Annotated in this window: 24 protein-coding genes; 13 read left to right on the forward strand and 11 right to left on the reverse strand. The window is 55.3% G+C overall.

Going from position 1 to position 22244, the window contains the following annotated elements; genetic code table 11:
- Positions 1 to 161 precede the first annotated feature (161 nt).
- Positions 162 to 1097, forward strand: coding sequence for a LysR family transcriptional regulator (locus AC5S27_RS03030; RefSeq protein ID WP_493933105.1), 936 nt, complete (start codon positions 162 to 164; stop codon positions 1095 to 1097).
- A 267-nt stretch (positions 1098 to 1364) separates the two neighbouring features.
- On the opposite strand, the gene AC5S27_RS03035 is transcribed toward AC5S27_RS03030, so the two are convergent.
- Positions 1365 to 2318 (reverse strand): SDR family oxidoreductase, encoded by a 954-nt coding sequence (locus AC5S27_RS03035; protein WP_493933106.1) that lies wholly within the window; start codon positions 2316 to 2318, stop codon positions 1365 to 1367.
- 150 nt (positions 2319 to 2468) lie between these two features.
- Here AC5S27_RS03035 and AC5S27_RS03040 point away from each other — a divergent pair, with 150 nt between their 5' ends.
- Complete coding sequence (locus AC5S27_RS03040; protein ID WP_493937260.1) at positions 2469 to 3431, forward strand: AraC family transcriptional regulator; 963 nt, start codon at positions 2469 to 2471, stop codon at positions 3429 to 3431.
- Between the two features lie 65 nt (positions 3432 to 3496).
- Here AC5S27_RS03040 and AC5S27_RS03045 read toward each other — a convergent pair whose 3' ends face one another.
- A complete protein-coding gene (locus tag AC5S27_RS03045) occupies positions 3497 to 4537 on the reverse strand; it encodes an aldo/keto reductase (RefSeq protein ID WP_493933107.1) in 1041 nt (346 codons plus the stop codon).
- 87 nt (positions 4538 to 4624) lie between these two features.
- Here AC5S27_RS03045 and AC5S27_RS03050 point away from each other — a divergent pair, with 87 nt between their 5' ends.
- Positions 4625 to 5194, forward strand: a complete 570-nt coding sequence (locus AC5S27_RS03050) for a TetR/AcrR family transcriptional regulator (protein WP_493933108.1) — start codon at positions 4625 to 4627, stop codon at positions 5192 to 5194.
- Between the two features lie 31 nt (positions 5195 to 5225).
- Here AC5S27_RS03050 and AC5S27_RS03055 read toward each other — a convergent pair whose 3' ends face one another.
- On the reverse strand, positions 5226 to 6149 hold the full coding sequence (locus AC5S27_RS03055; protein ID WP_493933109.1) for a LysR family transcriptional regulator: 924 nt from the start codon (positions 6147 to 6149) through the stop codon (positions 5226 to 5228).
- 96 nt (positions 6150 to 6245) lie between these two features.
- On the opposite strand from AC5S27_RS03055, the gene ilvD reads away from it, so the two are divergent.
- A complete protein-coding gene (gene ilvD / locus AC5S27_RS03060) occupies positions 6246 to 8099 on the forward strand; it encodes a dihydroxy-acid dehydratase (RefSeq protein ID WP_493933110.1) in 1854 nt (617 codons plus the stop codon).
- Positions 8100 to 8265: 166 nt separating this feature from the next.
- Here ilvD and AC5S27_RS03065 read toward each other — a convergent pair whose 3' ends face one another.
- Positions 8266 to 9336, reverse strand: coding sequence for a saccharopine dehydrogenase NADP-binding domain-containing protein (locus AC5S27_RS03065; RefSeq protein WP_493933111.1), 1071 nt, complete (start codon positions 9334 to 9336; stop codon positions 8266 to 8268).
- A 252-nt stretch (positions 9337 to 9588) separates the two neighbouring features.
- Positions 9589 to 10443 carry an SDR family oxidoreductase gene (locus AC5S27_RS03070; RefSeq protein ID WP_493933112.1) on the reverse strand — a complete coding sequence of 285 codons (855 nt, stop codon included), beginning with the start codon at positions 10441 to 10443 and terminating at the stop codon, positions 9589 to 9591.
- A 93-nt stretch (positions 10444 to 10536) separates the two neighbouring features.
- On the opposite strand from AC5S27_RS03070, the gene AC5S27_RS03075 reads away from it, so the two are divergent.
- A complete protein-coding gene (locus AC5S27_RS03075; RefSeq protein WP_493933113.1) occupies positions 10537 to 10935 on the forward strand; it encodes a winged helix-turn-helix transcriptional regulator in 399 nt (132 codons plus the stop codon).
- 161 nt (positions 10936 to 11096) lie between these two features.
- Here the strand turns inward: AC5S27_RS03075 and AC5S27_RS03080 are convergent, their stop codons facing one another.
- From AC5S27_RS03080 to AC5S27_RS03095, 4 genes are all read right to left on the reverse strand, one after another.
- On the reverse strand, positions 11097 to 11930 hold the full coding sequence (locus AC5S27_RS03080) for an SDR family oxidoreductase (RefSeq protein ID WP_493933114.1): 834 nt from the start codon (positions 11928 to 11930) through the stop codon (positions 11097 to 11099).
- Between the two features lie 100 nt (positions 11931 to 12030).
- On the reverse strand, positions 12031 to 12597 hold the full coding sequence (locus AC5S27_RS03085) for a TetR/AcrR family transcriptional regulator (protein ID WP_493933115.1): 567 nt from the start codon (positions 12595 to 12597) through the stop codon (positions 12031 to 12033).
- Between the two features lie 325 nt (positions 12598 to 12922).
- Entirely contained in the window at positions 12923 to 13780 is an 858-nt protein-coding gene (locus tag AC5S27_RS03090; protein WP_493933116.1) for an NmrA family NAD(P)-binding protein, read from the reverse strand.
- Between the two features lie 144 nt (positions 13781 to 13924).
- Entirely contained in the window at positions 13925 to 14917 is a 993-nt protein-coding gene (locus AC5S27_RS03095; RefSeq protein WP_493933117.1) for an AraC family transcriptional regulator, read from the reverse strand.
- Between the two features lie 53 nt (positions 14918 to 14970).
- Here AC5S27_RS03095 and AC5S27_RS03100 point away from each other — a divergent pair, with 53 nt between their 5' ends.
- The gene (locus AC5S27_RS03100) at positions 14971 to 15912 is read left to right on the forward strand and encodes an SDR family oxidoreductase (RefSeq protein ID WP_493933118.1); all 942 of its coding nucleotides are present in this window, start codon (positions 14971 to 14973) and stop codon (positions 15910 to 15912) included.
- 68 nt (positions 15913 to 15980) lie between these two features.
- On the opposite strand, the gene AC5S27_RS03105 is transcribed toward AC5S27_RS03100, so the two are convergent.
- Complete coding sequence (locus AC5S27_RS03105; RefSeq protein WP_493937261.1) at positions 15981 to 16847, reverse strand: LysR family transcriptional regulator; 867 nt, start codon at positions 16845 to 16847, stop codon at positions 15981 to 15983.
- Between AC5S27_RS03105 and AC5S27_RS03110 the strand changes: the two genes are divergently transcribed.
- From AC5S27_RS03110 to AC5S27_RS03135, 6 genes are all read left to right on the forward strand, one after another.
- Positions 16755 to 16946 carry a hypothetical protein gene (locus AC5S27_RS03110; RefSeq protein ID WP_493937358.1) on the forward strand — a complete coding sequence of 64 codons (192 nt, stop codon included), beginning with the start codon at positions 16755 to 16757 and terminating at the stop codon, positions 16944 to 16946. The two genes, AC5S27_RS03105 and AC5S27_RS03110, sit on opposite strands and share 93 nt — an antisense overlap.
- A gap of 21 nt (positions 16947 to 16967) precedes the next feature.
- Entirely contained in the window at positions 16968 to 17693 is a 726-nt protein-coding gene (locus tag AC5S27_RS03115; RefSeq protein WP_493933119.1) for an SDR family oxidoreductase, read from the forward strand.
- A gap of 56 nt (positions 17694 to 17749) precedes the next feature.
- On the forward strand, positions 17750 to 18484 hold the full coding sequence (locus AC5S27_RS03120) for an SDR family oxidoreductase (protein ID WP_493933120.1): 735 nt from the start codon (positions 17750 to 17752) through the stop codon (positions 18482 to 18484).
- A 41-nt stretch (positions 18485 to 18525) separates the two neighbouring features.
- Positions 18526 to 18957, forward strand: a complete 432-nt coding sequence (locus AC5S27_RS03125; RefSeq protein ID WP_493933121.1) for an ester cyclase — start codon at positions 18526 to 18528, stop codon at positions 18955 to 18957.
- 25 nt (positions 18958 to 18982) lie between these two features.
- The gene (locus tag AC5S27_RS03130) at positions 18983 to 19927 is read left to right on the forward strand and encodes an NADP-dependent oxidoreductase (RefSeq protein ID WP_493933122.1); all 945 of its coding nucleotides are present in this window, start codon (positions 18983 to 18985) and stop codon (positions 19925 to 19927) included.
- Between the two features lie 152 nt (positions 19928 to 20079).
- Positions 20080 to 20757, forward strand: coding sequence for an EAL and HDOD domain-containing protein (locus AC5S27_RS03135; protein ID WP_493933123.1), 678 nt, complete (start codon positions 20080 to 20082; stop codon positions 20755 to 20757).
- Positions 20758 to 20907: 150 nt separating this feature from the next.
- Here the strand turns inward: AC5S27_RS03135 and AC5S27_RS03140 are convergent, their stop codons facing one another.
- Entirely contained in the window at positions 20908 to 21306 is a 399-nt protein-coding gene (locus tag AC5S27_RS03140) for a winged helix-turn-helix transcriptional regulator (protein WP_493933124.1), read from the reverse strand.
- Between the two features lie 86 nt (positions 21307 to 21392).
- Between AC5S27_RS03140 and AC5S27_RS03145 the strand changes: the two genes are divergently transcribed.
- Complete coding sequence (locus AC5S27_RS03145; protein ID WP_493937262.1) at positions 21393 to 22124, forward strand: SDR family NAD(P)-dependent oxidoreductase; 732 nt, start codon at positions 21393 to 21395, stop codon at positions 22122 to 22124.
- Positions 22125 to 22244: the final 120 nt, after the last annotated feature.

The raw sequence follows: 22244 nt of genomic DNA on the forward strand, positions 1-22244 counted from the left end.
ATCAATGACGCTGATAAGCACATATCGGCCCACCTTTTCCACAGGGCTGTCATCCAATTTCAATAGCTTGACGATGGGACGCGCCTGCGCGCCGATACGTTGAAGAACCGACTGCCAGTCAACGTCCTGTCCCCATTTCCGCGGAGTTCATGGGGTGCTGCATGTCAAAGAACGACACGAAGCTGATGGAATCGGTAATTGCCCTGGCTGAGGAGTTGCACTTTGGCCGGGCTGCCCGCAGATTACGCATTAGTCAGCCCATGCTGACGAAAAATATCCAAGATGTCGAAGCGCTGATTGGCGGTCCTTTGTTTCTCCGTGACCGCAAACACGTTGTCCTTAGCGATGCGGGCCGCGCCTATGTCCAACAGGCACGGCTCTCACTGCTCTACGGCGAACGAGCCGTCCAATCTGCGCGAGCGGTAATGCAGGGTATGGATGAGACTTTCCATGTGGGGCGTACGCCATATGCCGACCCGTTCTTGATCTCCACGCTCCTCTCGATTCAACTCCCGCTGTTCCCGCGCCTGAAGATCGAATTGGTCAGCAAATTTTCGTTGAATCTCATCGATGATTTGCTGGCAGGGGTGCTCGATCTAGTCATTGCGAACGAACCGCCTGAATCGCCCTTGCTCACCTGTGTTCAGATTGCGGAGCTACCGTTTTATATTGCTATGTCCAAGAGAGAGGAATTGGCGCGCTATCCCTCGGTATCGCTCGATCAAATGCGAGGACGCAGGTGGATACTTTTCGACCGTCCAATGCATCCTCCGGTATATGACGCCATCATTCATGAGGCGACACAGCGAGGAATTCGTCCCCTGAGCATTCAGCATGTGACGGCCCCGGAGGAGGCATTTCCCTTTGTGGCGGACGGCTCCGCCATTGCTTTAGTAGTGAAGACGGGTGCTTTGCTTATGGCGCGCAACGGAGTGACCGTTCGCCCTCTCAACGAGTCGAGCCTAAAACTGAAGACATGCCTGGTTTGCCGTGCAGATGATGATTCGAAGATCGCTAGCGAACTTGTCCGCGCATACATGCGCAAAGTCCCTGACAAGATGAGACACCAACAACTGCCACTCCCCATTTCGGCATAGCGCTATGAACGGACTGAAGACGGTTTCTTGCGAGGCACTTGATCGACAATTTGTATTTCTATCTGCCCTGACCAATCACAGCTCGGACACGTCACGATTCCGGTAGTGATTGCTCTCAGATCCAATTCCGCGAGATTGATGACGTGTCCGCAGTTTGGACAGACGTGAACGCTCTCCCATGATTGTCCGTCTTGCTCACTTGCGGAATCTGCGTTCATGGCTCTCCCAAACGCCACATTCGTCTCTGGTGGGCTAATGTTTAGCTTCCTAAAAATAAGCCTGGTCAAGATCTGCCAAAAGGCCCGGTTGCGTAGGTTTCCAAAGGAGCCTCACCTGAGTCATGGAACTCGAAACGGGATTGTCGATGGATACAAAGGGGGCAAGAAATCCAAACTGCTTCGCCGCATCTGCCGCCGACTTGCTTACGACCGGGACGTTTAGCCGCCCACCAATTAGTTCAGCGATGTCTCGGAAGCGGACGCCTTCCTCAGCAACAGCGTGGTATGTCGCCCCTGCGCGTCCACGTTCCAACGCGAGCCGGAAGAGACGGGCAGCATCAGTTCGGTGAACTGATGGCCACCGATTGGAGCCGGCTTCGATGTACACAGACTTTCCACGCTTGCGGGCGATTTGTATAAGCCGCGTTGCAAATCCTCCATCGCCAGCTCCATGAACCACCGGGGGTAAGCGAACAACCGAGGTGCGAATTGACCGCGATGCAAATTCCGTCAGTATGTGCTCGGAATTAGCCCGCATCGATCCGAGGGAGGCAGGGTCGTGTGACTCGTCTTCCTTGGCGAGGTGGCTTGGTCTCATCGCGAGTGTTCCGAAAGCGGCCACCAAGGCGCCGCCATGCGTTGTGAGAGATTCTCCAAGAGTTCTGATCGCGTTCCGGTCCGTTCTAACTGCCTCTGAAAAAAAGCGTGGGGCAATGCCTTTTGGGGAGCCTCCCATGAGGACGCGGAGCCGGGTCGACCACGGCATATGCGAGATGTCGTGATAGAACGCAAGGTGAATGGCGGCATCGGCATCCTGCGCGCCACGGCGCAGAGACGCAAGATCTTCAATTGATCCATGCCGGACATGAGCACCCATCTCCGCCAACTTACGTGCGGATGACTCGGAGCGTGCAAGACCCGTCACATCATGCCCTGCCTCAATAAGTTCCTTGACGACGGCCGAGCCGATGAAGCCTGTTGCACCGGTCACAAAGACTCGCATCGTGTCCTCCAACGAATAGCCATATGCTGACAATAGGTGGCGCAACAGGCTACGATCTATGCTGGATAGTCCGCAATTTTGGCGCAATCGTCCGGAGGTTTTATGGACCCTCTCTCAGAAGTAATTCTGTTGCTGAAGCCTCATAACTACATGTGTGGTGGCTTTGACACCGGGGGGCAGATGTCCGTCCGGTTTGAAAAGCACGAGGGGATTAAGTGCTATGCCCTTGTCTCGGGAGAAGGATGGCTACTTGTCGACGGGGTGAAAGACGCAATCCATCTGAAGGCCGGTGATTGCTTTCTGCTGCCTCACGGTCTCCCTTTCGGTCTGACGAGCGACCTGAGTCTCACTCCAATGGATGGTGCGGGTTTCGTGTCCGGCGGAGAGAACGGCGGAATCGTCACAGTGAATGGGGGCGGTGACTCTCTGATGCTCGCTGGGCACTTCGTCTTGACGGGCAGCCATGCCGAGGTGCTCCTGGCAGTTCTTCCTCCCGTCGTTCATGTCCGCTCGAAGAGCGGGCGAGCCGAGATGCGTTGGTGTCTGGATCGAATGCGACGAGAGATTCGAGAAAACAGACCTGGAGCGCTTGTCATCGTTCAACAACTCGCCCTCATGATGCTGGTGCAAGTTCTTCGCCTACACCTTGAGGAGGAGAGGGGAGGCGTGGGGTGGCTTTCTGCCTTGGCGAACACTCAGATGAAGGCCGTTTTGACCGCTATCCACACCGATCCTGCCCGTGCTTGGACGCTGGCTACTTTGGCTCGTCAAGCAGGTATGTCGCGATCAATCTTCGCGGAGAAATTCAAGGCTGCTGTAGGAATCTCGGCCATGGAATACCTGACGCATTGGCGAATGATTCTGGCGGGAGACAAGCTGAGGAATACGGACGATTCGATCTCGACTATCGCTTGGAAAGTCGGTTATGAGTCGGAGAGCGCGTTTGGCAAGGCGTTCAAGCGAACCATAGGGCAATCGCCCCGCCAATATGCCAAGGGCGCGATTTCTGTGCCCAACCGCTTGTTTCCCATCCAAGAGGGAGAAACAGTCGGTGGAATGATTGCAACCAGGAGCTTTGAACGGGTGGAGGAAGACTACGGAGTTATGGCATAAGACGGTGCGTACTCTGGGCAGCCGCGCCGCGTAGAAAATCGCGGCGCGGTTCTGCCTCGATCAAATCAGGCCGCGGCAGTTTTGACCCCGACGGCGGCTGCCATACGAGCCAGGATGGCCGGATCGGAAATCCCCTGAATGTCCCTACGAGGAGAGTAGGAAGACTCCAATCGAGCGGCTTCTTCGTCGGTCAAGGTGATTGAGAGCGCCGCGATTGCTTCGTCGATGTGGCTGGTTTTGAGAGCGCCTACGATTGGTCCCGCAACGACCGGATTGCGCATCAGCCACGCGAGCACGATCTGCGCGCGGCTAACTCCACGTTCGATCGCAACCTGACCTACCGTCTCAATGATTTTCTCGTCGCTCTCCGCTGTCGCCTCAGAGAGTTTGGCCACGTACGGCTCGGCTTCCGTGCGAGCGGTCGACTCGCCCCACGGTCGGGCCAGCCGACCACGTGCAAGTGGACTATAGACGATTGTTTGCACACCTTCGTCGGCACAGAGCGGCAGCATCTCCCGCTCTTCCTCGCGGGCGACCAGGCTGTAGTTGTTCTGCATCGATACAAACCTCGCCCAACCGTTTGTCTTCTGGAGGTGAAGCGCCTTGCTGAATTCCCATGCCATCATCGAGGATGCACCGAGATAGCGCACCTTGCCGATCTTTACCAGATCGTGCAGTGTCTCCAGCGTCTCTTCCCAAGGAGTTCTCTGGTCGCGACGATGAATCTGGTAAAGGTCGATATAGTCGGTGCCAAGCCGCTTCAAGCTGCCGTCGATCTCGGTCATGATCGTCTTGCGGGACAGGCCCATGGCGTTGGGTCCAGTACGCATGGGCGCAAACAACTTGGTCGCGATGACCACACTGTCGCGATTGGCAAATTCCTTCAACGCCTTGCCCAGATTCTCCTCGCTCGTTCCCTGCGAATACATGTTGGCGGTATCGAAGAAGTTGATGCCCGCCTCGATGGCATGCCGAATCACGGGGCGGCTGGCCTCTTCGCCAAGTGCCCAAGTCGGGTGCCCACGAGAAGGATCACCGAATCCCATGCAGCCGATGCAGATGGGGGACACGTCGAGACCTGTGCGACCAAGTTTTTTGTATTGCATATTCCCTCCGAACCGGGATAAAAATGGATAACTCTCCGGTTACGGTTAGAGCGTAACGGAGAACTCTCCGTTTAGTCAAGGCAGCTTATGGTCGTAGATGAAACTTTGCGCGCCGATGCGCGAGCCAATAGAGATCGCATCCTGGATGTGGCGCGTGACGCGCTGGCCATCGACCCCGCTACGTCGCTCAACTCGATTGCTAAGGCGGCTGGAGTCGGCGCCGGCACGCTCTATCGTCACTTTCCGAGTCGCGAGTCCCTGGTGCTTGGCGTGTACCGCAAGGAGATCGACACACTGGTCTCACTTGCTCCTGTGTTGCTCAGCAAGTACCCACCGCTCCACGCCTTCCGTCTGTGGTGCGACAGGCTCGCTAAGTTCGGACGGATGAAGTACGGCGTAGCTGACATCGTCCATGCTGCGACGACGGATCAGGATCTCCAGGATGTCTATGTTCCGATGCTGGGTGCCGTTCGCCAACTCATGAAGGCTTGCGAAGCGTCTGGTGACATCCGTCTCGGAACCGATCCCGAGGACTTCCTTGTACTCGTCGGGCTTTTATGGCGAATTCCTCCGAGTGCCGCGGGAGAAGCACGTGTGAAAAGACTCCTGGCGCTTGCTTTTCGTGGCTTGGGAGCCCAAGATGCACCGAGTACCTAACTTTTCGCTTTGCTGAGCAGGTCTTAAAAGTTCAATCAGCGAAGCGCTTCTTGATCCGGGATGGAGTCGCGACCTGCAGGAAATTGGCAACGGCTGCCGTTGAATCACGATCACGCCACACAATCCCCGACTCAAGCTGAGGAGCTTTGCCTCCCAGTGAAAGATAAGCAACCCCAGAACGTGCCAAACGACGCATCGATGAAGGCACGAGCGCTATGCCCATTCCAGCCGATACCAGGCTGATGATGGTCTGCATCTGGATTGCATGCTGGATGATGTGAACGTTGCCTCCACGGGCAGCATAGTAGTCCATTACGAGATCGTAGAAAGAAGGTGCTACGCGTCTCGGAAAGACAACCAGAGGCGATGAGGTCATCTCGGCTGAACTCAGGCGGCCTTTCACAGGAGTTATTCGGCCATTCTTAATCCAGCCTTCGGGGACCGCAGCGATCAGTGATTCGCAGACAAGTCTGCGATAGGAGAGCCCGGGCGGCAAACCAGCGGAAGCGTGCCGAATGATGATACCCACGTTGCCGTTCCCCTCAAGCAGAGATGCAATCTGTACATCGCTGGTTGCCTCCGTGAGCAGCAGTTCAACTGCCGGATAAAGATGCCTGAAGCGTTGTACCAATGCTGGCAGGATGCTGTAGTCGGCGGTGCTGACGAACGATACTTCGAGCCGCCCAGCGTCTCCGCTGCGAAGGCGTTGAGCCAATCCCGTCAAGGCGTCGATCCCATCAAGAGCAGCGCGAACGGAGTCTAGCCACTCCTCTCCCAACGAGGTCAGAGCCACACTGCGATTGGTCCGTAGAAACAGAGGCGAACCGATCTCAGCTTCAAGCGCTCTGATGGATTGGCTCAAAGGAGGCTGGGTCATGCCAAGGCGGTGAGCGGCTTTACCGAAATGCAGCGTCTCCGCAACCGCCACGAAGTGTTTGAGTTGACGTTGATCCATATTGATATGCTGAGCGACCTAATCACATGAGAACAATATATTTTACAACTCATCTCCCGTTGGTTAGCGTTGGGCTAGTGCTTCACAGGAGAGAGTATGCCGCCCTATCGGTCACGGACGACCACCCACGGTCGCAACATGGCAGGCGCTCGTAGTCTTTGGAGAGCGACTGGAATGCAGGATGGAGATTTTGGCAAACCCATCATCGCTGTCGCCAACAGCTTTACGCAGTTCGTCCCCGGACACGTTCATCTGAAAGACTTGGGCCAATTAGTGGCAGGCGAAATCCAAGCGGCGGGCGGGGTCGCTAAGGAGTTCAACACCATTGCAGTAGATGACGGTATTGCGATGGGGCATGGAGGGATGCTTTATTCGCTTCCCTCGCGCGAACTAATTGCAGACTCTGTCGAATACATGGCCAACGCACACTGTGCAGACGCACTTGTCTGTATTTCGAACTGCGACAAGATCACACCTGGAATGCTGATGGCGGCCATGCGATTGAATATCCCTGCGATCTTTGTCTCCGGTGGACCGATGGAAGCGGGCAAGGCCTCGATGAGGGGCATCAAGAAAGCATTCGATCTAGTGGATGCCATCGTCCTCGCTGCCGACGACAGCTACAGTGACGCAGAAATCGCGGTCGTCGAACGATCCGCTTGTCCAACTTGCGGGTCTTGTTCAGGCATGTTTACGGCGAACTCAATGAACTGTCTGACGGAGGCCCTGGGGCTTGCATTGCCAGGAAACGGATCTGTTCTGGCGACACACTCTGATCGTGAAGAGTTGTTTCGACGCGCTGGCCGATTGATCGTCGATCTCGCGAAACGTTGGTATGAGAAAGACGACCAGAGCGCGCTGCCACGCAGTATCGCGAGTCGGCAAGCCTTTGAAAATGCCATGAGCCTGGATATCGCTATGGGCGGTTCGACAAACACCGTACTACATCTCCTGGCGGCCGCGAGCGAAGGCGAAGTGCACTTCACGATGGCTGATATCGATCGACTCTCGCGTCGAGTGCCATGCCTCTGCAAGGTTGCACCTGCTAAGAGTGATGTTCATTTGGAGGATGTGCATAGGGCAGGCGGCGTCATGGCAATTCTAGGCGAACTCGAACGTGGTGGCTTGATCGAAACAGATGTGCCGACTGTTCATGCTCCGACCCTTGCGAAGGCTCTCGAGAGCTGGGACATCATGCGGACTGATGAAGTGCTCGTGGATACCTTCTATCGGGCGGGTCCCGGTAATGTCCCTACACAGAAGGCGTTCTCTCAATCTGCTCGATGGGATGATCTGGATAAGAATCGCGCGGAAGGAGCGATACGATCCGTCGAGCACGCGTTCAGCAAGGATGGCGGCCTGGCTATCCTCTTTGGCAATCTTGCTCCGGAAGGTTGCATCGTCAAGACAGCGAGCGTCGATCCATCCATGCTCATACTTGCTGGCGAGGCGATCGTCTTCGAGAGCCAGGAAGACGCCATCGCTGGAATCCTCGGGGATCAAGTCATCGCGGGGAGCATCGTTGTGGTCCGCTACGAAGGCCCTAAGGGAGGCCCCGGCATGCAGGAGATGCTTTATCCGACGAGTTATCTCAAGTCGAAAGGGTTGGCGAAGTCTTGCGCGCTGTTAACGGATGGACGCTTCTCCGGCGGAAGTTCTGGGCTCTCTATCGGTCATGTTTCTCCTGAAGCCGCGGAGGGAGGACTCATTGGACTAATCGAGACTGGGGACACCGTAAGAATTGATATTCCCGCTCGCTCTATCCACCTAGAACTGGGCAAAGAGGTTATCGATGAGCGTCGCGCTGCAATGACATCTCGCGGGCGTAACGCCTGGAAACCAGCCAATCGTGAACGCGTCGTTTCCCCGGCGCTTCAGGCATACGCTGCTCTCACCAGCAACGCCGCGCGAGGTGCAATTCGGGACCTGAATCAGATTCGCGTGGGATAAGGAACACATTCCGCGTTCCAAATCCAGGTTTAGTGTCGGAGTGCAATCTGGCTTTCAGGTAGGTTTCCAACGGGAATCCTTAGAGATCAAAGAGCGTCATCTGGATGGTCCGGTATTATCCGGATGTCTTCAGAGCCTGAGCTTCATAGGGGTTCACATTTCATCATTAGGACTGGGTGTGGTCTGTGACGAGCTCTGCGCCCAGGTCAAGCGCGAGAGCAACGCCAAAGATCGCTCCAGGTGTGAATGCTCCAGGCCTTCCTTGGTTATTGGCTAACCGGAAAGCGATTTCTGACGCTGCTTTGGCAGTAAAATCCATACCCTCACCCAACTTGAGCCATCCCTCAATGTTGATCCCGCCGCCCCAATCTAACTTCGCATGTACCCAAGAATGCTTCCTCGTCGGAGACGCTGGGGATCCGGGCATTTTGGCAAACTGCTTTTTGAAAAAGTTCTTCAAGACCGGAACCCTGAAGAGCGGGGCCATCAGCGACATGATGACGCCTATGATGGGTGATCCGGGCACCATGCTTGAACCTGCCACTACATTCCTGGCTCCACTACTTCTCTGAGCAACGATCAGGTCACCGGTAGATGCAGCCCCGGTCCCTGCTGTCGATTCGTCAGGGAGGACAAGTTTGAGATAGTGAGCGCCCATGCGAGATTTGCGGTATACGCCCTGTGCAAAGACGGCACCTCCTGCAGGGATCGCATCTACGATAGTGGCCGCGACAGTTGCGCCAACGGGGCCCGGACTATCGATATACGGGATGCTGTCTACGCGCACGGAATCCGGCGATGTTTTCCCTGCTGCGAGGGCCAATACTAGACTTTCAACGGCAAGCACTCCATAACCAGCTCCCGTAATGAAGCACTGATTGCTTGTCTTGGCTTGATCATCTTTTCCTAGAGTTCGCAGCACGGAGGCGGAATCGTTTGAAAGGTCCAAATAGTCGCACCCAGGATTCAGAACCGAGAGGATGGCATCTCCTGTGTTGGTGAAGGGACCGATGAAATTGCAGACCACGACTTCCGTCGGCCAACGTAGCAGCGCAGCTGCATCTTCAATCGAAGCCGCGACATACGTCTTGCAGTTTGGTCCAAGTTCGGTCGCAAGGCCTCTCAGCTCGGCTTCGTTTCGTCCGACCAAGAACAGCTTGCAGCCTCTCCGAGAGAGATCCTCGGCTACGCTCTTTCCAATTCTGCCCGTCGCTCCCAGTATCCAAATCTCTTTCATAGCCAGCGCACCGTATCTCCTGATATGTCCGAACGACTTGAATTTCGGTCGTTCCCTAAGCATCAGTCACGCTGACATACTGAATCCACGCCATTCGTCCGCAATATTCGTTCTATCGTCCGTGCTCTCTGCGCTACCGGGATCTGTTCAAAAGCAGCTCGATAAAAGTGTCGCAATGCGCCGGTGAGAAGTGCGGCATGCTGCGGAGGTCAAACCGAAGCAGCCGCGCTAGCACCCGGGGAGCAGCTTCGACTAAATCGCCTTCAACACCTGAGCAACGATCTCCGCTAGAGAAGTCGTTTTATGACCAATGAGAGAACTCAGCGTATGTGATTGATCGTCGATAGCTCCATCGATAGATCGTGTATCGGCGTCAGCAAGGACGCGTGCAAGTTCAGGCGGTAGAAAGGTGGTGAGCGTCTTCTCGTACTCGGCCTCTTCAAGATCCCGATACGTAAGGGTCTTACCTGTTTGCCTGCTAACCTCAGCAGCCAGTTCGGCGCGAGTGAAAGCACTGTCACCTGCAAGCTCATAGACTTGGTTGTCATGCCCCTTACCGGTAAGCGCAGCAACAGCAGCCGCTGCGTACTCAGCACGCAGTGCGGCAGCAAAGCGGCCGTATTTTGATGCTCCTACAAATGTCCCTCGCTGAAGCGCTGGAACGATGCCCGCGGTCAAGTTCTCGGAATACCAGCCATTCCTCAGCAGAATGAACGCGAGGCCGCTTGCCCGAAGATACTGCTCAGTCGCAAGGTGTTCTGCTGCCAGCAAGAGCTTCGACGTATCCGCACGCAGAATGCTGGTATATGCGACGAGGTTTACGCCTACTGCTCTTGCAGCATCGATCACGGCTTTGTGCTGCGAAACACGTTGGCCTAGGTTGTTACCTGAGATCAGCAAAAGCCTTTCCACCCCCACAAATGCGGCTTCCAGGGTATCGGGAGCGGAGTAATCGGCGGTACGGATCTGTACTCCTTTTTCGGCGAACGCTTTGGCTTTGGCGGGTGTGCGAACCACGGCGATGACTTCATTCGCAGGTACTTTTTGAAGCAAACCCTCTACGACAAGTGTTCCAAGCTGCCCAGTTGCACCAGTGACGGCGATCATGAGAATCTCCTTTACGTCGAATCCGACGGATTGAGTCAGCGTATCGTTGCGACTTACTTTACGTAAGTACGTACCTTAAGGTAAGCTGCATCGATGCCATGGCCTAAAAGCACCAAGACAAGCCGTATCAAACAAGGAAACCTGTTTTCGTCAGACTGCCCGACGCGCAGCATTTTGGACCACGTCACATCGCGCTGGGGATCTCTCGTGCTTGTACTCCTACTCCGAAGCGCCAGCTATCGTTTTAGTGAGCTTGCCTATCTGATTGGCGGCGTGAGTGAGAAGATGCTAGCGCAGACGTTGCGGGCACTGGAAGAGGACGGATTTGTACTGCGCTCTGTCCACGCAACCAAACCGCCGAAAGTCGAATACAGCTTGACAATGCTAGGTAAGGAGTTGGCCACACGAATGCAGGCGCTGACTGCTTACATCGAGGAAAATGTCGCACACGTCATGGCGCATAGAGCGAACGTTACGAAGAGATTGGGGTAGGAACCGGGTTCGGTCTTCATGCTTGAACGCATTCGCGGGAGGCGATCCAAGATTCAAACCTTCGTCCTCTCACACTAGAAACTTCTGCTATCGCCGCAAGGGATGATCATTTGCACCTGATAAAGAATTGGCAATTTGCCAATTTATCCATTTGTAATGGCCTAATTGGAAGCTCCCTCCGTCTCGTCTTGGGGTTTATGCGGGCGCTCGGGCTCACCGTGGCAGCTTGCGTCCTTTTGACTCTCCGCGACCATTCGCTCGGCCTCGGCCTTCATAAAGACCGCGTGAGGAGCCGCGCGCCCAATCAAGCGCGCCAAGCGGCTCAAACCCGGGAGTATCTCTTTCTGGCCTCGCTCCAGACCACGTAGAGACGCTTTGGCAAATTTGTTCACGTCCATGGCAGAAGATGAATTCAATTCCTCCTGCCCCTGATTGAAATTGGTCCTTACCGCCGGCGGCGCAAGCTCGATGACCTCGACCGACGACTCTTTCAACTGCACACGTAAAGACTGCGTGTACGAGTGAATCGCAGCCTTGGTCGCGCAGTAGATCGGCTTCACCGCCAGCGGAACGAACGCCAGCCCCGAACTTACGTTCACGATCGCAGCCGTTCTCTGGCGTTTTAGCTGGGGAAGAAACTGCTTGATCATCTGAATAGGTCCGATCAAGTTCGTTTTGATCTCCGTGTCCAGGTCCTCTAACTGGCCCGTCGTGTCGTTCAGATTACGTTTCAGACCAATGCCCGCGTTATTGATGAGGACATTCAGATCTGGAAACGCGCGGGTAACCTCTGAGTAGAGTCGCCGGATCGCAGCAGGATCACTCACGTCGCTGACATATGTGTGGACTCCAGGCAGCGACTGCCGAACTGACGCTAATCTCTCTTCTGTTCTTCCAGTGATAAGGACTGTATTGCCACGCTCAAGGAACTGAGCGGCAAGCGCGTAACCGATGCCACTGGTTCCACCGGTGATGAGTATCGTGTTGTTGGACATTTGCATGAAATAACTCCGAGCGTTGTATTGGTTTTGATTCGTCTGGTTTGTAGACGCGTTGTTATCTGTCTGGACAGTCATTTATGAAGACAAGAACAACCTATGAGAGCATCCTCCAAAGAGCTTCCACACCATTTCTGCAATGAGTCTTTGCGTGGCCTGGATCGTGGATCATCTGATCCATCGTTGCGTCCGCAACCGAGTTCATGAGTGCGGCAACAAAGCTCATTGGGACTCTGCGCATAGGCCCTGCAACGCGGACCCGATCCAGCAACTCAGCGATGACAGCCATGATTTTGTGCCCCGCCGCGCGCGTCTCTTGCGTAATTTCATCCGAAACGGTGAGTTGTGCCAAGGCTTTCCGTTTCTCGGGGAAGCGAAGCGCCCAGTTGCCCCAATTTCGCCAGATGTGGAAGAACCGCTCTCGAAGTTCGGCCTCTGATGGAAAATCCCTCATGGCTACCGACGCCATCTCCTGTTTCAACTCAAGATACAGTTGATTAAAAAGCTCCGACTTGGTTTCGAAATAGGTAAACAGTGAACCATTGGCAATACCCGCCTCTTTAGCGATGCCCATCGTCGGAGCGCTCAGTCCCTGCGTCACGATTACGCGCGTTGCCGCATCCAGAATTCGATTCCGTTTATCGTCGCTGCGTGGTCTTGGCATAGAAGGATCGTACAGCGTAAGCGTCTAGACAGTCAACTATCAGACAAATTGCGATTCAATGGATCAGGACGAAAGGCACGTCGCGGTAGATAGTACCTGGGTATCGCAGTGGTCTAGGCAGCCCTTCACATACTGGAGGACGAATAGCATAGTGCAACGGCGATAGATCGCTTCAACAGAAGGCGCGCGGCTTATCGAAACTGACCGCAAGCTGCTTTTGGGAAAAGCAACGCAAAAAGTTGCAGAAACGAGAGCGCAGTACTCAGAGCGGAAGAATGAATCTGCTTCCTATTTGAATACCGCGCGTCCCATCCAAACAGAGCCGCTAGTTAGCCATCTTCGTAAAGAATTCTTCGGGCGTTTCGGTTGCGGGCACCGGTTCGGTGCCCAACTGGCCGAAAGCGATCCATCCGTTGCCAATCGATTCCATCATCTGCTCGTAAGGGCCCGTGGAACCCGATGGCAAACCGAAATGCTCGAGGGTCTCAGCCCAAGCCTGCCGAGGTATAGCTTGGGCCTGGACATCGCGACCAATCGCCTTACTTACAGCAGCAGCCATCTCATTTGCCGTCGTCAACGAGCCCAGTTCAATGACTTTCTTGCCCGTCCATCCGTTCTGAAGCAGTTCCGCCACCAGGTTGCCAATGTCAATTGAACCGACAGCAGGAAACGGGAACTCAACAGGCTGAAAGCTGAAATACTTGCCGGAGTGCTGTGCAGTTGTTACAGCACTCGCGTAGTTCTCATAGAACGAACCGGCGCGCACGAAAGCAGTCGGAAACGGCAAGTCGCTGAATGCTCTCTCCATCAGCGACGTCGAAGTGATATTCCCGAGCTTCTCGGCCTTTTCTGAACCCATGGATGAAAGGGCAACCAGACGTGGCACAGGCGCTTTCGCAAGAGCCGCAGTGTAGCTTGCGAGCGATGCCTTTGCATCGCTGAAGTCAGATGGTGGGGTCATCGTGGGTTGCATGAGGAAGAAGGCTCCCTCAACGCCATCCAGCGCACGGGCAAGCGCCTCATGGTCATTCAGGTCTCCTTGTTGTATCTCCACGCCCTGATCTGCGAAGGCCTTTGCCTTCTCCGGTGCACGCAACAGTGTACGTACTTGTTTGCCTTCCGCGAGGAGGTGCCGTGCCGCAGCTCCGCCCACGTGTCCCGAAATGCCAGAGATAAAAAACATGTTTGTCCGCTCCTAAGAGTAATGAGATTCGCTCTCGGCGTAGAGCGGACGGCCACCTGTTCCCAGTCGGCCGGTTTTCGCGTCCGTCCTTTGGATGCACAACGAGGCAAGGCGACGCGAGAAAACTTTGCTTACAAGTTGACCTCACGAATCGGCTTCTCGCTGGTAATCAATGGACTTTGCCCCGGTCGGACCCGTGGGATGGCAATACTGACGCGGCGTACAGCCCATCTCTCTCTTGAAGGCGAAGCTGAACGCGCTCTCGGATCGATAGCCCAGAGAAAGAGAGATGGCTGAGACAGAATCGTTGGAGTTCCTGAGTCGCTCACCGGCCAGTAACATGCGCCACCGGATCAAGTATTCCATGACCGAGATTCCAACCTTCTTCTTGAAGTGAAGTGCCAAGGCCGAGCGCGACATGCCGGCTTGTCCGGCAAGTTGTTGCAACGTCCAACGATGGCCTGGCTTTTGGTGCATCGCCGTAATAGCTGCGTTCAATTGTCGGTCGGACAACGCGAAGAGCCAGCCGACTCGTTCCGTTTCCTGCTGTGTCAGATGAAGTCGGAGCATCTCGATCAACATCATGTGTGCGAGGTGTTCTCCGAGGAGCACACTACCCGGCTGCGGGTTTCCCAATACTTCCATCATGCGTTGTAGATACCACTGCATGACGGCACGCTCGGCATCGCCTCGGATAAGTACGAGAGAAGGCAACAAACCCAGCAGAATGCTCGCGTGTTCGGTCGCAAACGTAAAAAACGCTGTGAGACCCACACACACTCCCCCGCCTTGCCACGAGACGATACGCCCATTGAGGGGCCCGGTAACGATCGATCGGATGTCAACCGGGGAGACCGCGAGATCGCTTGCAAGGCGAAACTCAGTCCCGTGCGGCAGTGCCACAAAGTCTCCCGCCTCTAAATGCACGGTCTTATCAATACCTTCAACCGAAAGCCAGCAATGGCCCAACACCAACGCAAAACACATGAAGCACTGGCTTCGCTCGAATAGAAAGGACCAGTCTCCTCCGGCATCGATTCCGCCCGACATAAAGCTGCGTGGCCTGAGGAGCGAGAGTACGTCAGAGAGCGGATCGCCTGCGACTGTGGACGATCTCGACAGAATTGAATACTTCATCGCATAGATTGTATCGGTTGCCCATCCTAAGATGTTCGCAGGAGGCCGAAGACATGGCCGTAAGAATCGTCACGGTGGTGGGAGCATCGGGAGCCTTGGGAACTGAGATCGTGCTTGCGTTGCTCAAACAAGGCATCCATGTCCGAGCCATGGTCCGAGCTACCAGTGATCGTACTAAACTCAAATCCCTCGGGATCACAGACTTTCTGGTGGCCGATTTGAGAGACGCCAATTCTCTGCAACGTGCGATGACCGCCGAACCGCTTGCCGAGGCTGTTATTGCTAGCGCCGCGGGTTTTAGTGTTCATTCGGCTCGCACGAAGGGAGACAACTCCGGGGCGGACACCGAGGGTTATCGGGCGCTTGTGGACGCAGCAAAGAACGCTGGCGTGCCTCGATTCATCCTGATCTCGATCCTCGAATGCGACAAGGCACCCGATGTGCCACATTTCTCTCAAAAACTGGCCACCGAAAAATATCTCTCCGAGAAACAACTACCTTACCTCGCTCTGCGCGCCGGTGCTTTTCTTGACCGGGCTCAAGACGTTGTGGCTCAGAGGGTGCTAAAGGGAGTCTTCCCCGATATTGCTCCCGGAGTCGCGCTCGACATGATCTACTCCCGAGATCTGGCTCGGTATGCGGCGGAGGCTGCACTCGACCTGCCAAGTTCTCTGCTGAACCAGAGCGTCGATATCCGCTGCAACGTTCCGGCCACCGGGCCTATGGTAGCCGCAGCTTTCACTCGCATCCTTGGCCGACCGGTGATCGCCAAGCCTGTTTTCCCTGGCTTTGTTGTCACCATGCTACCGTTCGTGGCGTGGTTTATTCCCCGTTTGAGAGATCAGGTCAAAGTGCTGTCGTGGATTCGAAAGGGAGGCTATGTCAGCCACGAGGGCCCAAAGCAGAGGGCGCTGTTCGGCGAACTGCCAACGATCGAGGACTCTGTTGCCCGCTATTGCCAAGACAGGGGGCTGACGGAACCTGCAAGTTCCTGAAGCCCGAAGGGGCGGACGGGTTCGATTCATTTGTATGCAAGCCACAGCAAATGCGAAGTCAAACCGTGTCACATACCTTTGCAGATGCTTGCGACAGTGCTGCGCAGCCAGGTGTGCGCCGTGTCATCGTTCATGCGCGGATGCCAGGCCATCAGATAACTGAACGTGCCGAGGAGGTTGGGCGCACTTACTACCTTCCAGCCTTTGGCAACTCGCCTACCTGTCGTCAGCCGACGTGGCACCGTGGCCACCAGGTCTGAGTCCACGACCATCTGGATTGCAAGCTCAAAGGACGGTACTCGCAGAAGAGAATCTCTCTGCTTGCCCGATGCTGCAAGACGCTGCTCAGGAATTGTCTGAGCTCCTCCAAGCGTCATCACGCCGACGTGTTTCGCGTCCAAGTATTGCTTTTCAGAGAGACGCTGTTCGAAACGGCTTTTTTGAGAAACAACGCAGACGAAATCTTCCTCGTACAAAAGCTGTCGCTGCAGATTGGACGGGATGTTTCCATCATCTGCATAAAGCAGCAGGTCGATACGACCATGTTCCATAGCGGCAAAAATCTCATCGCTCAAGGGCAGCAGATCAAGAGACAGGCGAGGGCCGAGAGCGAGGAGCTGACGCATGAGGGGCAAACCGATCACATAGGAGCTGTAATCACTACCTGCGACTCGGAACCGAGCGCTTTCCTTGGCCGGGTCGAATGCTCCTCCGCTCAAGAGCTTATCGAGCCTTGGGAACATCGCTTCGAGTTCGGCGATCAGAGCTTCTCCTTTCGGGGTCATCTGGTATCCGCCGGAGGTGCGAATCAGCAACTCGTCGCGGAAGGTCTCACGGAGCCGTTGCATCGCACGAGTCACAGCAGGCTGGCTGAGAAGGAGTCGATCCGCAGCGCGCGACACATTGCGTTCCTCAGCGAGCACGGTAAAAACCACGAAGAGGTTGAGATCGGCTTGGCGAAGATGTTCTATGCGCATATCGACTATCACTATTATGCATTGGACGCACCGCTCCAGCTACGCGATGATCCATGAAGAGCAACAAGAGGGACCGAGATGGGAAACGTGGTAATTGTGACGGGCGCGTCCGGCGGCATCGGAAAGGCAATAGCCGAGCGGCTCGCAAAGGACTCATGGGACGTCGTACTTCAGTACGGAGGCAACCAAGGATCAGCAGACCAACTTGCTAGGTCCATCGAACAAACTGGTGGGAAGGCCGCGACACTATACGCAGATATAGCCAATCCGCAGTCGGTTGCTGATCTGTTCAAGCGTTCGTCAGAGTTCGGGACGATCCATGGCGTCGTTCATTCTGCCGGCATACTCGGATTGTCGCCCATCGTCGAGAACGATACAGAGCTTTTCGATCGAGTGATCGCGACGAATCTGCGTGGAACCTTTCTCGTGTTGGCACAGGCGGCCAAGTATGTCGACAAGGGTGGTCGAATCGTGGCTCTTTCCAGTAGCGTAATCGCCAAATCGACCCCTGGCTATGGTGCGTACATCGCTTCAAAGGCGGGCGTTGAAGGGCTCGTCCACGTACTGGCGCAGGAGATGCGAGGAAAATACATCTGCGTCAATGCGGTTGCTCCTGGTCCCGTCGCGACAGACTTCTTCCTGCAAGGCAAGACGCCACAACAGATCGCCCAACTGGCCAATATGGCTCCGCTGGAGCGACTTGGCGAACCCGGGGATATTGCCGGTGTTGTTTCCTTCTTACTGGGTCCGGACGGTGGTTGGATCCACGGCCAGGTGCTCCGAGCAAACGGTGGATTTGCCTAAGGCAGAGCGATTGTTTCTTTAGACACATGGTTATGCCAGACAGGAAATGGAGACATATGGAGCAAGTGGCAATCATTACAGGCGCTGCACGTGGAATCGGACTTTCCATAGCTGAACGGCTTGCCCGAGACGGATTCTCTGTCGTGCTCAGCGGCTTACCCAATGATCCAGACCTCGATCAAGCAACCCTGCAAGTAGCGTCGCATGGAGTCAGGGTCACGCAGATTGCGGCAGACGTGACTAAGGACAAAGACGTTCGTGCGCTATTCACGAAGACTTTGCGTGAATTCGGTGGAATCGATGTAGTGGTGCATAACGCGGGATTCATGCAGCCTGCCGCCATATCAACGGATTCAGCATCGCTGGAATCGTTTGATCGGACAATCAGAGTGAACCTTCGGGGAACGTTTCTCGTACTGGCACAGGCTGCCAAATACGTTCGGGAACGTGGCCGCATCGCAGTGATGTCCAGCAGCGTGATCGCGAGGCCCGGACCGGGCTATGGTGCATACCTTTCGTCCAAAGCTGCGATCGATGGCCTCATGCGCGTGACGGCAAATGAATTGCGGGGACGAAACATCAGCGTGAATGCCATTGCTCCGGGACCCGTTGCCACTGAGTTCTTCCTTCAATGGAAGAGTTCCGAAGAAGTCGACGCAATCAAGCGTCTCTCGCCCTTCGAACGTCTAGGTGAGCCCGAAGATGTCGCAGCAATCGCGTCGTTCCTTGCGGGCCCAGATGGAGCGTGGATCAATGGGCAGAGCGTGCGAACGAACGGTGGGTTTGCCTGAGCCGCCGAAGACAAGAGCAGTAAGCAAAGGAGAAAGAATTGATGACAATTACGAATCACGACACGCCCGATGAACGACAGTTGCTCGAAAACTTCTATCGGGCATTTGCGGAAAACAACCTGGAGTTGCTCAAGTCGGTTGTCACCCCGGACTGGCAGGATATTCCGCTCTCCCCAGGACAGGGCCCCGGACCAGAAGGGATTGCTCCAATGCTTGGCTATTTCTCGGCGGCGTTCCCCGACATGGAAATTCTCATCCACGAGATCTTCGGGGGCGGTGAACGTGTCGGAGTGCGTGCCGAAATCAGGGGAACGCATCGCGCGGAGTTCTTTGGCATCGAGCCGACGAACAAGAGCGTCTCGATTGCTCTCCATGAGTTCCACTACATCCGCGACGGCAAGATCACGCATACATGGCATCTCGAGGATTGGTTCGGAATGCTGAATCAAGTTGGGGCCTGGCCTCTTAAGTAGCGAACTAGCTCAGAAAGGACCGAGGATGAAAGCAGTTATTGCAGCGAACTATGGCAGGTTGGATCAGGTGGCGGTGCAGGAGGCAGATGCTCCGCAAGTTAAGACAGGCGAGGTTCTCGTGGAGATACTCGCGGCCAGCGTCAACCCTCTCGATATCAAGCTCGTTAGCGGGGCGATGCAAGGCTATTTCCCTTTGGAGCTGCCGTTCATCGTCGGTACGGACTTCGCTGGTGTCGTGGCCGAAAGTGCAGGGCAGATCGAGAAGGGCCAGAGAGTGTTCGGACGGCTGGAGCCTCTCCCTGTGGACGGTAACAAGTTCGGTAGAACAGGAGCTTTCGCACAATTCGCAAACGTCCCAGTCGCTTCGCTGACTGGAGTGCCGGATGCCCTCTCCACCGAGACTGCCGCTGCCCTGCCCACAGCAGCAGGTACAGCCTGGCAGGCGATTCATGAAGCAGGCAAGGTTGAACAGGGTCAGACTGTGCTGATTCACGGCGGCGCTGGCGGTGTTGGAGGCTTCGCAGTTCAATTTGCTCACCGCGTCGGTGCCCATGTGATCGCCACAGCTTCAGGTGCCAATCTGGACTATGTTCAGAAGCTCGGCGCATCAACCGTCATTGACTATCGCAATCAGGATTTCGCGAGTGTTGTTCAAGGAGTCGATCTCGTTTTGGATACGGTCGGCGGCGACACGCTGGAAAGGTCTTTCGGCGTACTACGACGGGGGGGCCTGCTTCTTTCAACCGTCCAACCGCCCGACGAGAGTAAGGCTACGTCTTTTGGCGTGACGGCGAGCTTCGTCTTCCACACAACGAGCGGCGAGAGGCTGCATCAGATTGCCCAGCACGTTGCGGAAGGATACGTACATGTTGAGATTGCGAGCGTATTCCCTCTCCAAGACTCAGTAGCCGCACTACAGCAGGTTGCAACAGGACGGACAAAGGGCAAGGTTCTCATCTCGATTTCCTGAGAGCTGTGTCGTCTATATCCGAAATGGGACATCTTGTTGCTTCTCAAGAATTGGATAAACCGGAGACGCTCTTCTCATCATTTACTCGGGCCGGCGGGAAGAGCGCCCATCGGCACAAATCTTCAGGATGGGTTGGTCGTGAGATTAGAATCATGTCCTCCAACAACGCAAACAGCATTCCAGTCCGCCTGCAACCAGTTCAGAGCAGCCATCGATACGTGGCTCGGCAACCAATACTTTCCGCGAATGAGCAACTCATAGGCTACGAGCTTCTCTTCCGTTCGGGGATCGAGAATCATTTTCAGAATAGTAGCCAGGATGGTGCGTCCTGTGCCGTGATAGATACAGTGGCCCTGATGGGATTGGAAAGACTGTGTGGCAAGGGCCTCGCTTTTATTAATTGCACGAGAGGAACTCTACTCTGCGAATACATCGCTCTCTTACCGGCAGATCAAATCGTTATTGAAGTTCTCGAAACCGTTATTCCTGAACCCGACGTGATACAAGTTTGCCGTCAGTTGAAATCTGTGGGCTACCGGGTCGCGCTGGACGATTTCACACCGAATGATCCACGAGAAGTCATGGCTGATGTGGCTGATTTCATTAAGGTCGACCTCAAGCAGACTTCTTTTGCCGACGCTGCGGATATCGTGCATCGGTTTGGCCATGCATCGTGCCAGATGCTGGCGGAAAAAGTCGAAACCAGGCAGGAATTTACTCGCGCAAAAGAAATGGGCTTTCAACTTTTCCAGGGCTACTTCTTTCAGAAACCACAAATCATGCGCCAAGGACGCCGATCTCAAATCGAGCGTCCTACATCCAACAGCTGAAGGCAGTGTCAAAGCCGGAGCTAATCTGGCGTGAAGTTGAGGAAGGACTCACGCGGGATGCAACACTCTGTTTTAGACTTTTCCGTTTCATTGATTCAGCGGGACTGCCCTACCGCATGCGGTACGGTCGCTCCATCTGCGTTGATGATTTCAAGACGGGACAGGGCTTCCTGCTGACGAAGTCCGATTATGTCCATCGAACTTGGCCTGTGCCTCTTCTATCGAGGCCTGATGTTCAATCGACCATTTATAAAGAGCCGCAAATGGCTCCCGCAGAGATTGTCCCAAGGGCGTAAGCGAATACTCGACGGCCACCGGTGAAACAGGAATCACACGACGGGCCACAAGTCCGCTACGTTCAAGACGCCGCAGTGATTCGGTGAGGGCCTTCTGTGTGATCCCGTCGAGATTCCTCCTTAGAGCGTTGAACCGCTGCGGCTTTTCACAAAGAAAAGTCAGGATCATCACTGACCACTTGTTCGCCACCTGTTCGAGGATGGCTCGAACAGAGGCTGGGGAATGCGCGGTCTGGCTTTTTGTAGCGGTCATTGGTTTCCTCGCGTATACCTGGTCTACTACCAGTACCTAATTGACACCAAGTATATGCGATATACCATCACTGCAGAGGGAGATGAATCATGCAGCTGAATGGAAAGATCGCATTGATAACGGGTGGCGGGAGTGGGCTTGGCTTCGCCATTGCAAAGCGCTTTATTGCAGAAGGAGCGCGGGTTTTCATCGTAGGCCGACGCCAAGCGGAGTTGGAGACAGCAGCGCAGCTGCTCGGAACCAACGCACAGGCAATTCAAGGCGACCTAACGCTTGTCGGAGATCTGGAACGGGTGTATGAGGCGATCACCAAGGATGCCGGGAGGCTAGATGTCGTGGTGGCGAATTCAGGGGTGGGCGGAGCCAGCCCGCTCGATGGAATCACTGGCGAACACTTCGATACGATTTTCGATCTGAACGCACGCGCGACGCTGTTCACGGTGCAGAAGGCGCTCCCGCTAATGACAACCGGGGGTTCTATCATCCTGGTTGGGTCGGTTGCTGGCTCTGCAGGGCTGCCCGCGCACACGGCTTACAGCGCATCCAAGGCGGTGGTGCGTTCTTTCGCACGTACATGGACCAGTGAACTCGCGCCGCGTGGTATTCGTGTCAACACCATCAGCCCTGGGCCGATTGATGCAGGAATGATGGAGGGAGCTCCCGACGCTATGCGAGATTTCTTTATCAGCAGAATTCCGCTGGGCCGGTTGGGCAAGCCGGAAGAGGTTGCCGCGGCCACCCTGTTCCTTGCCTCAGATCAAAGCAGCTTCATCAGTGGAGCGGAACTTGTAGTGGATGGCGGCATGACCCAGGTTTGATCGGATCAGACAAGCGCCTGGAAATGAATGGGAGAGAAACCCTCCGGGAAGGCAGCTATCCGCCCGGCAAGACAAGTCGTCGGCGGATCGATTGTCACAGGTGCGCTATCGACCAATGCA

Source organism: Acidicapsa borealis (genome assembly GCF_059115245.1).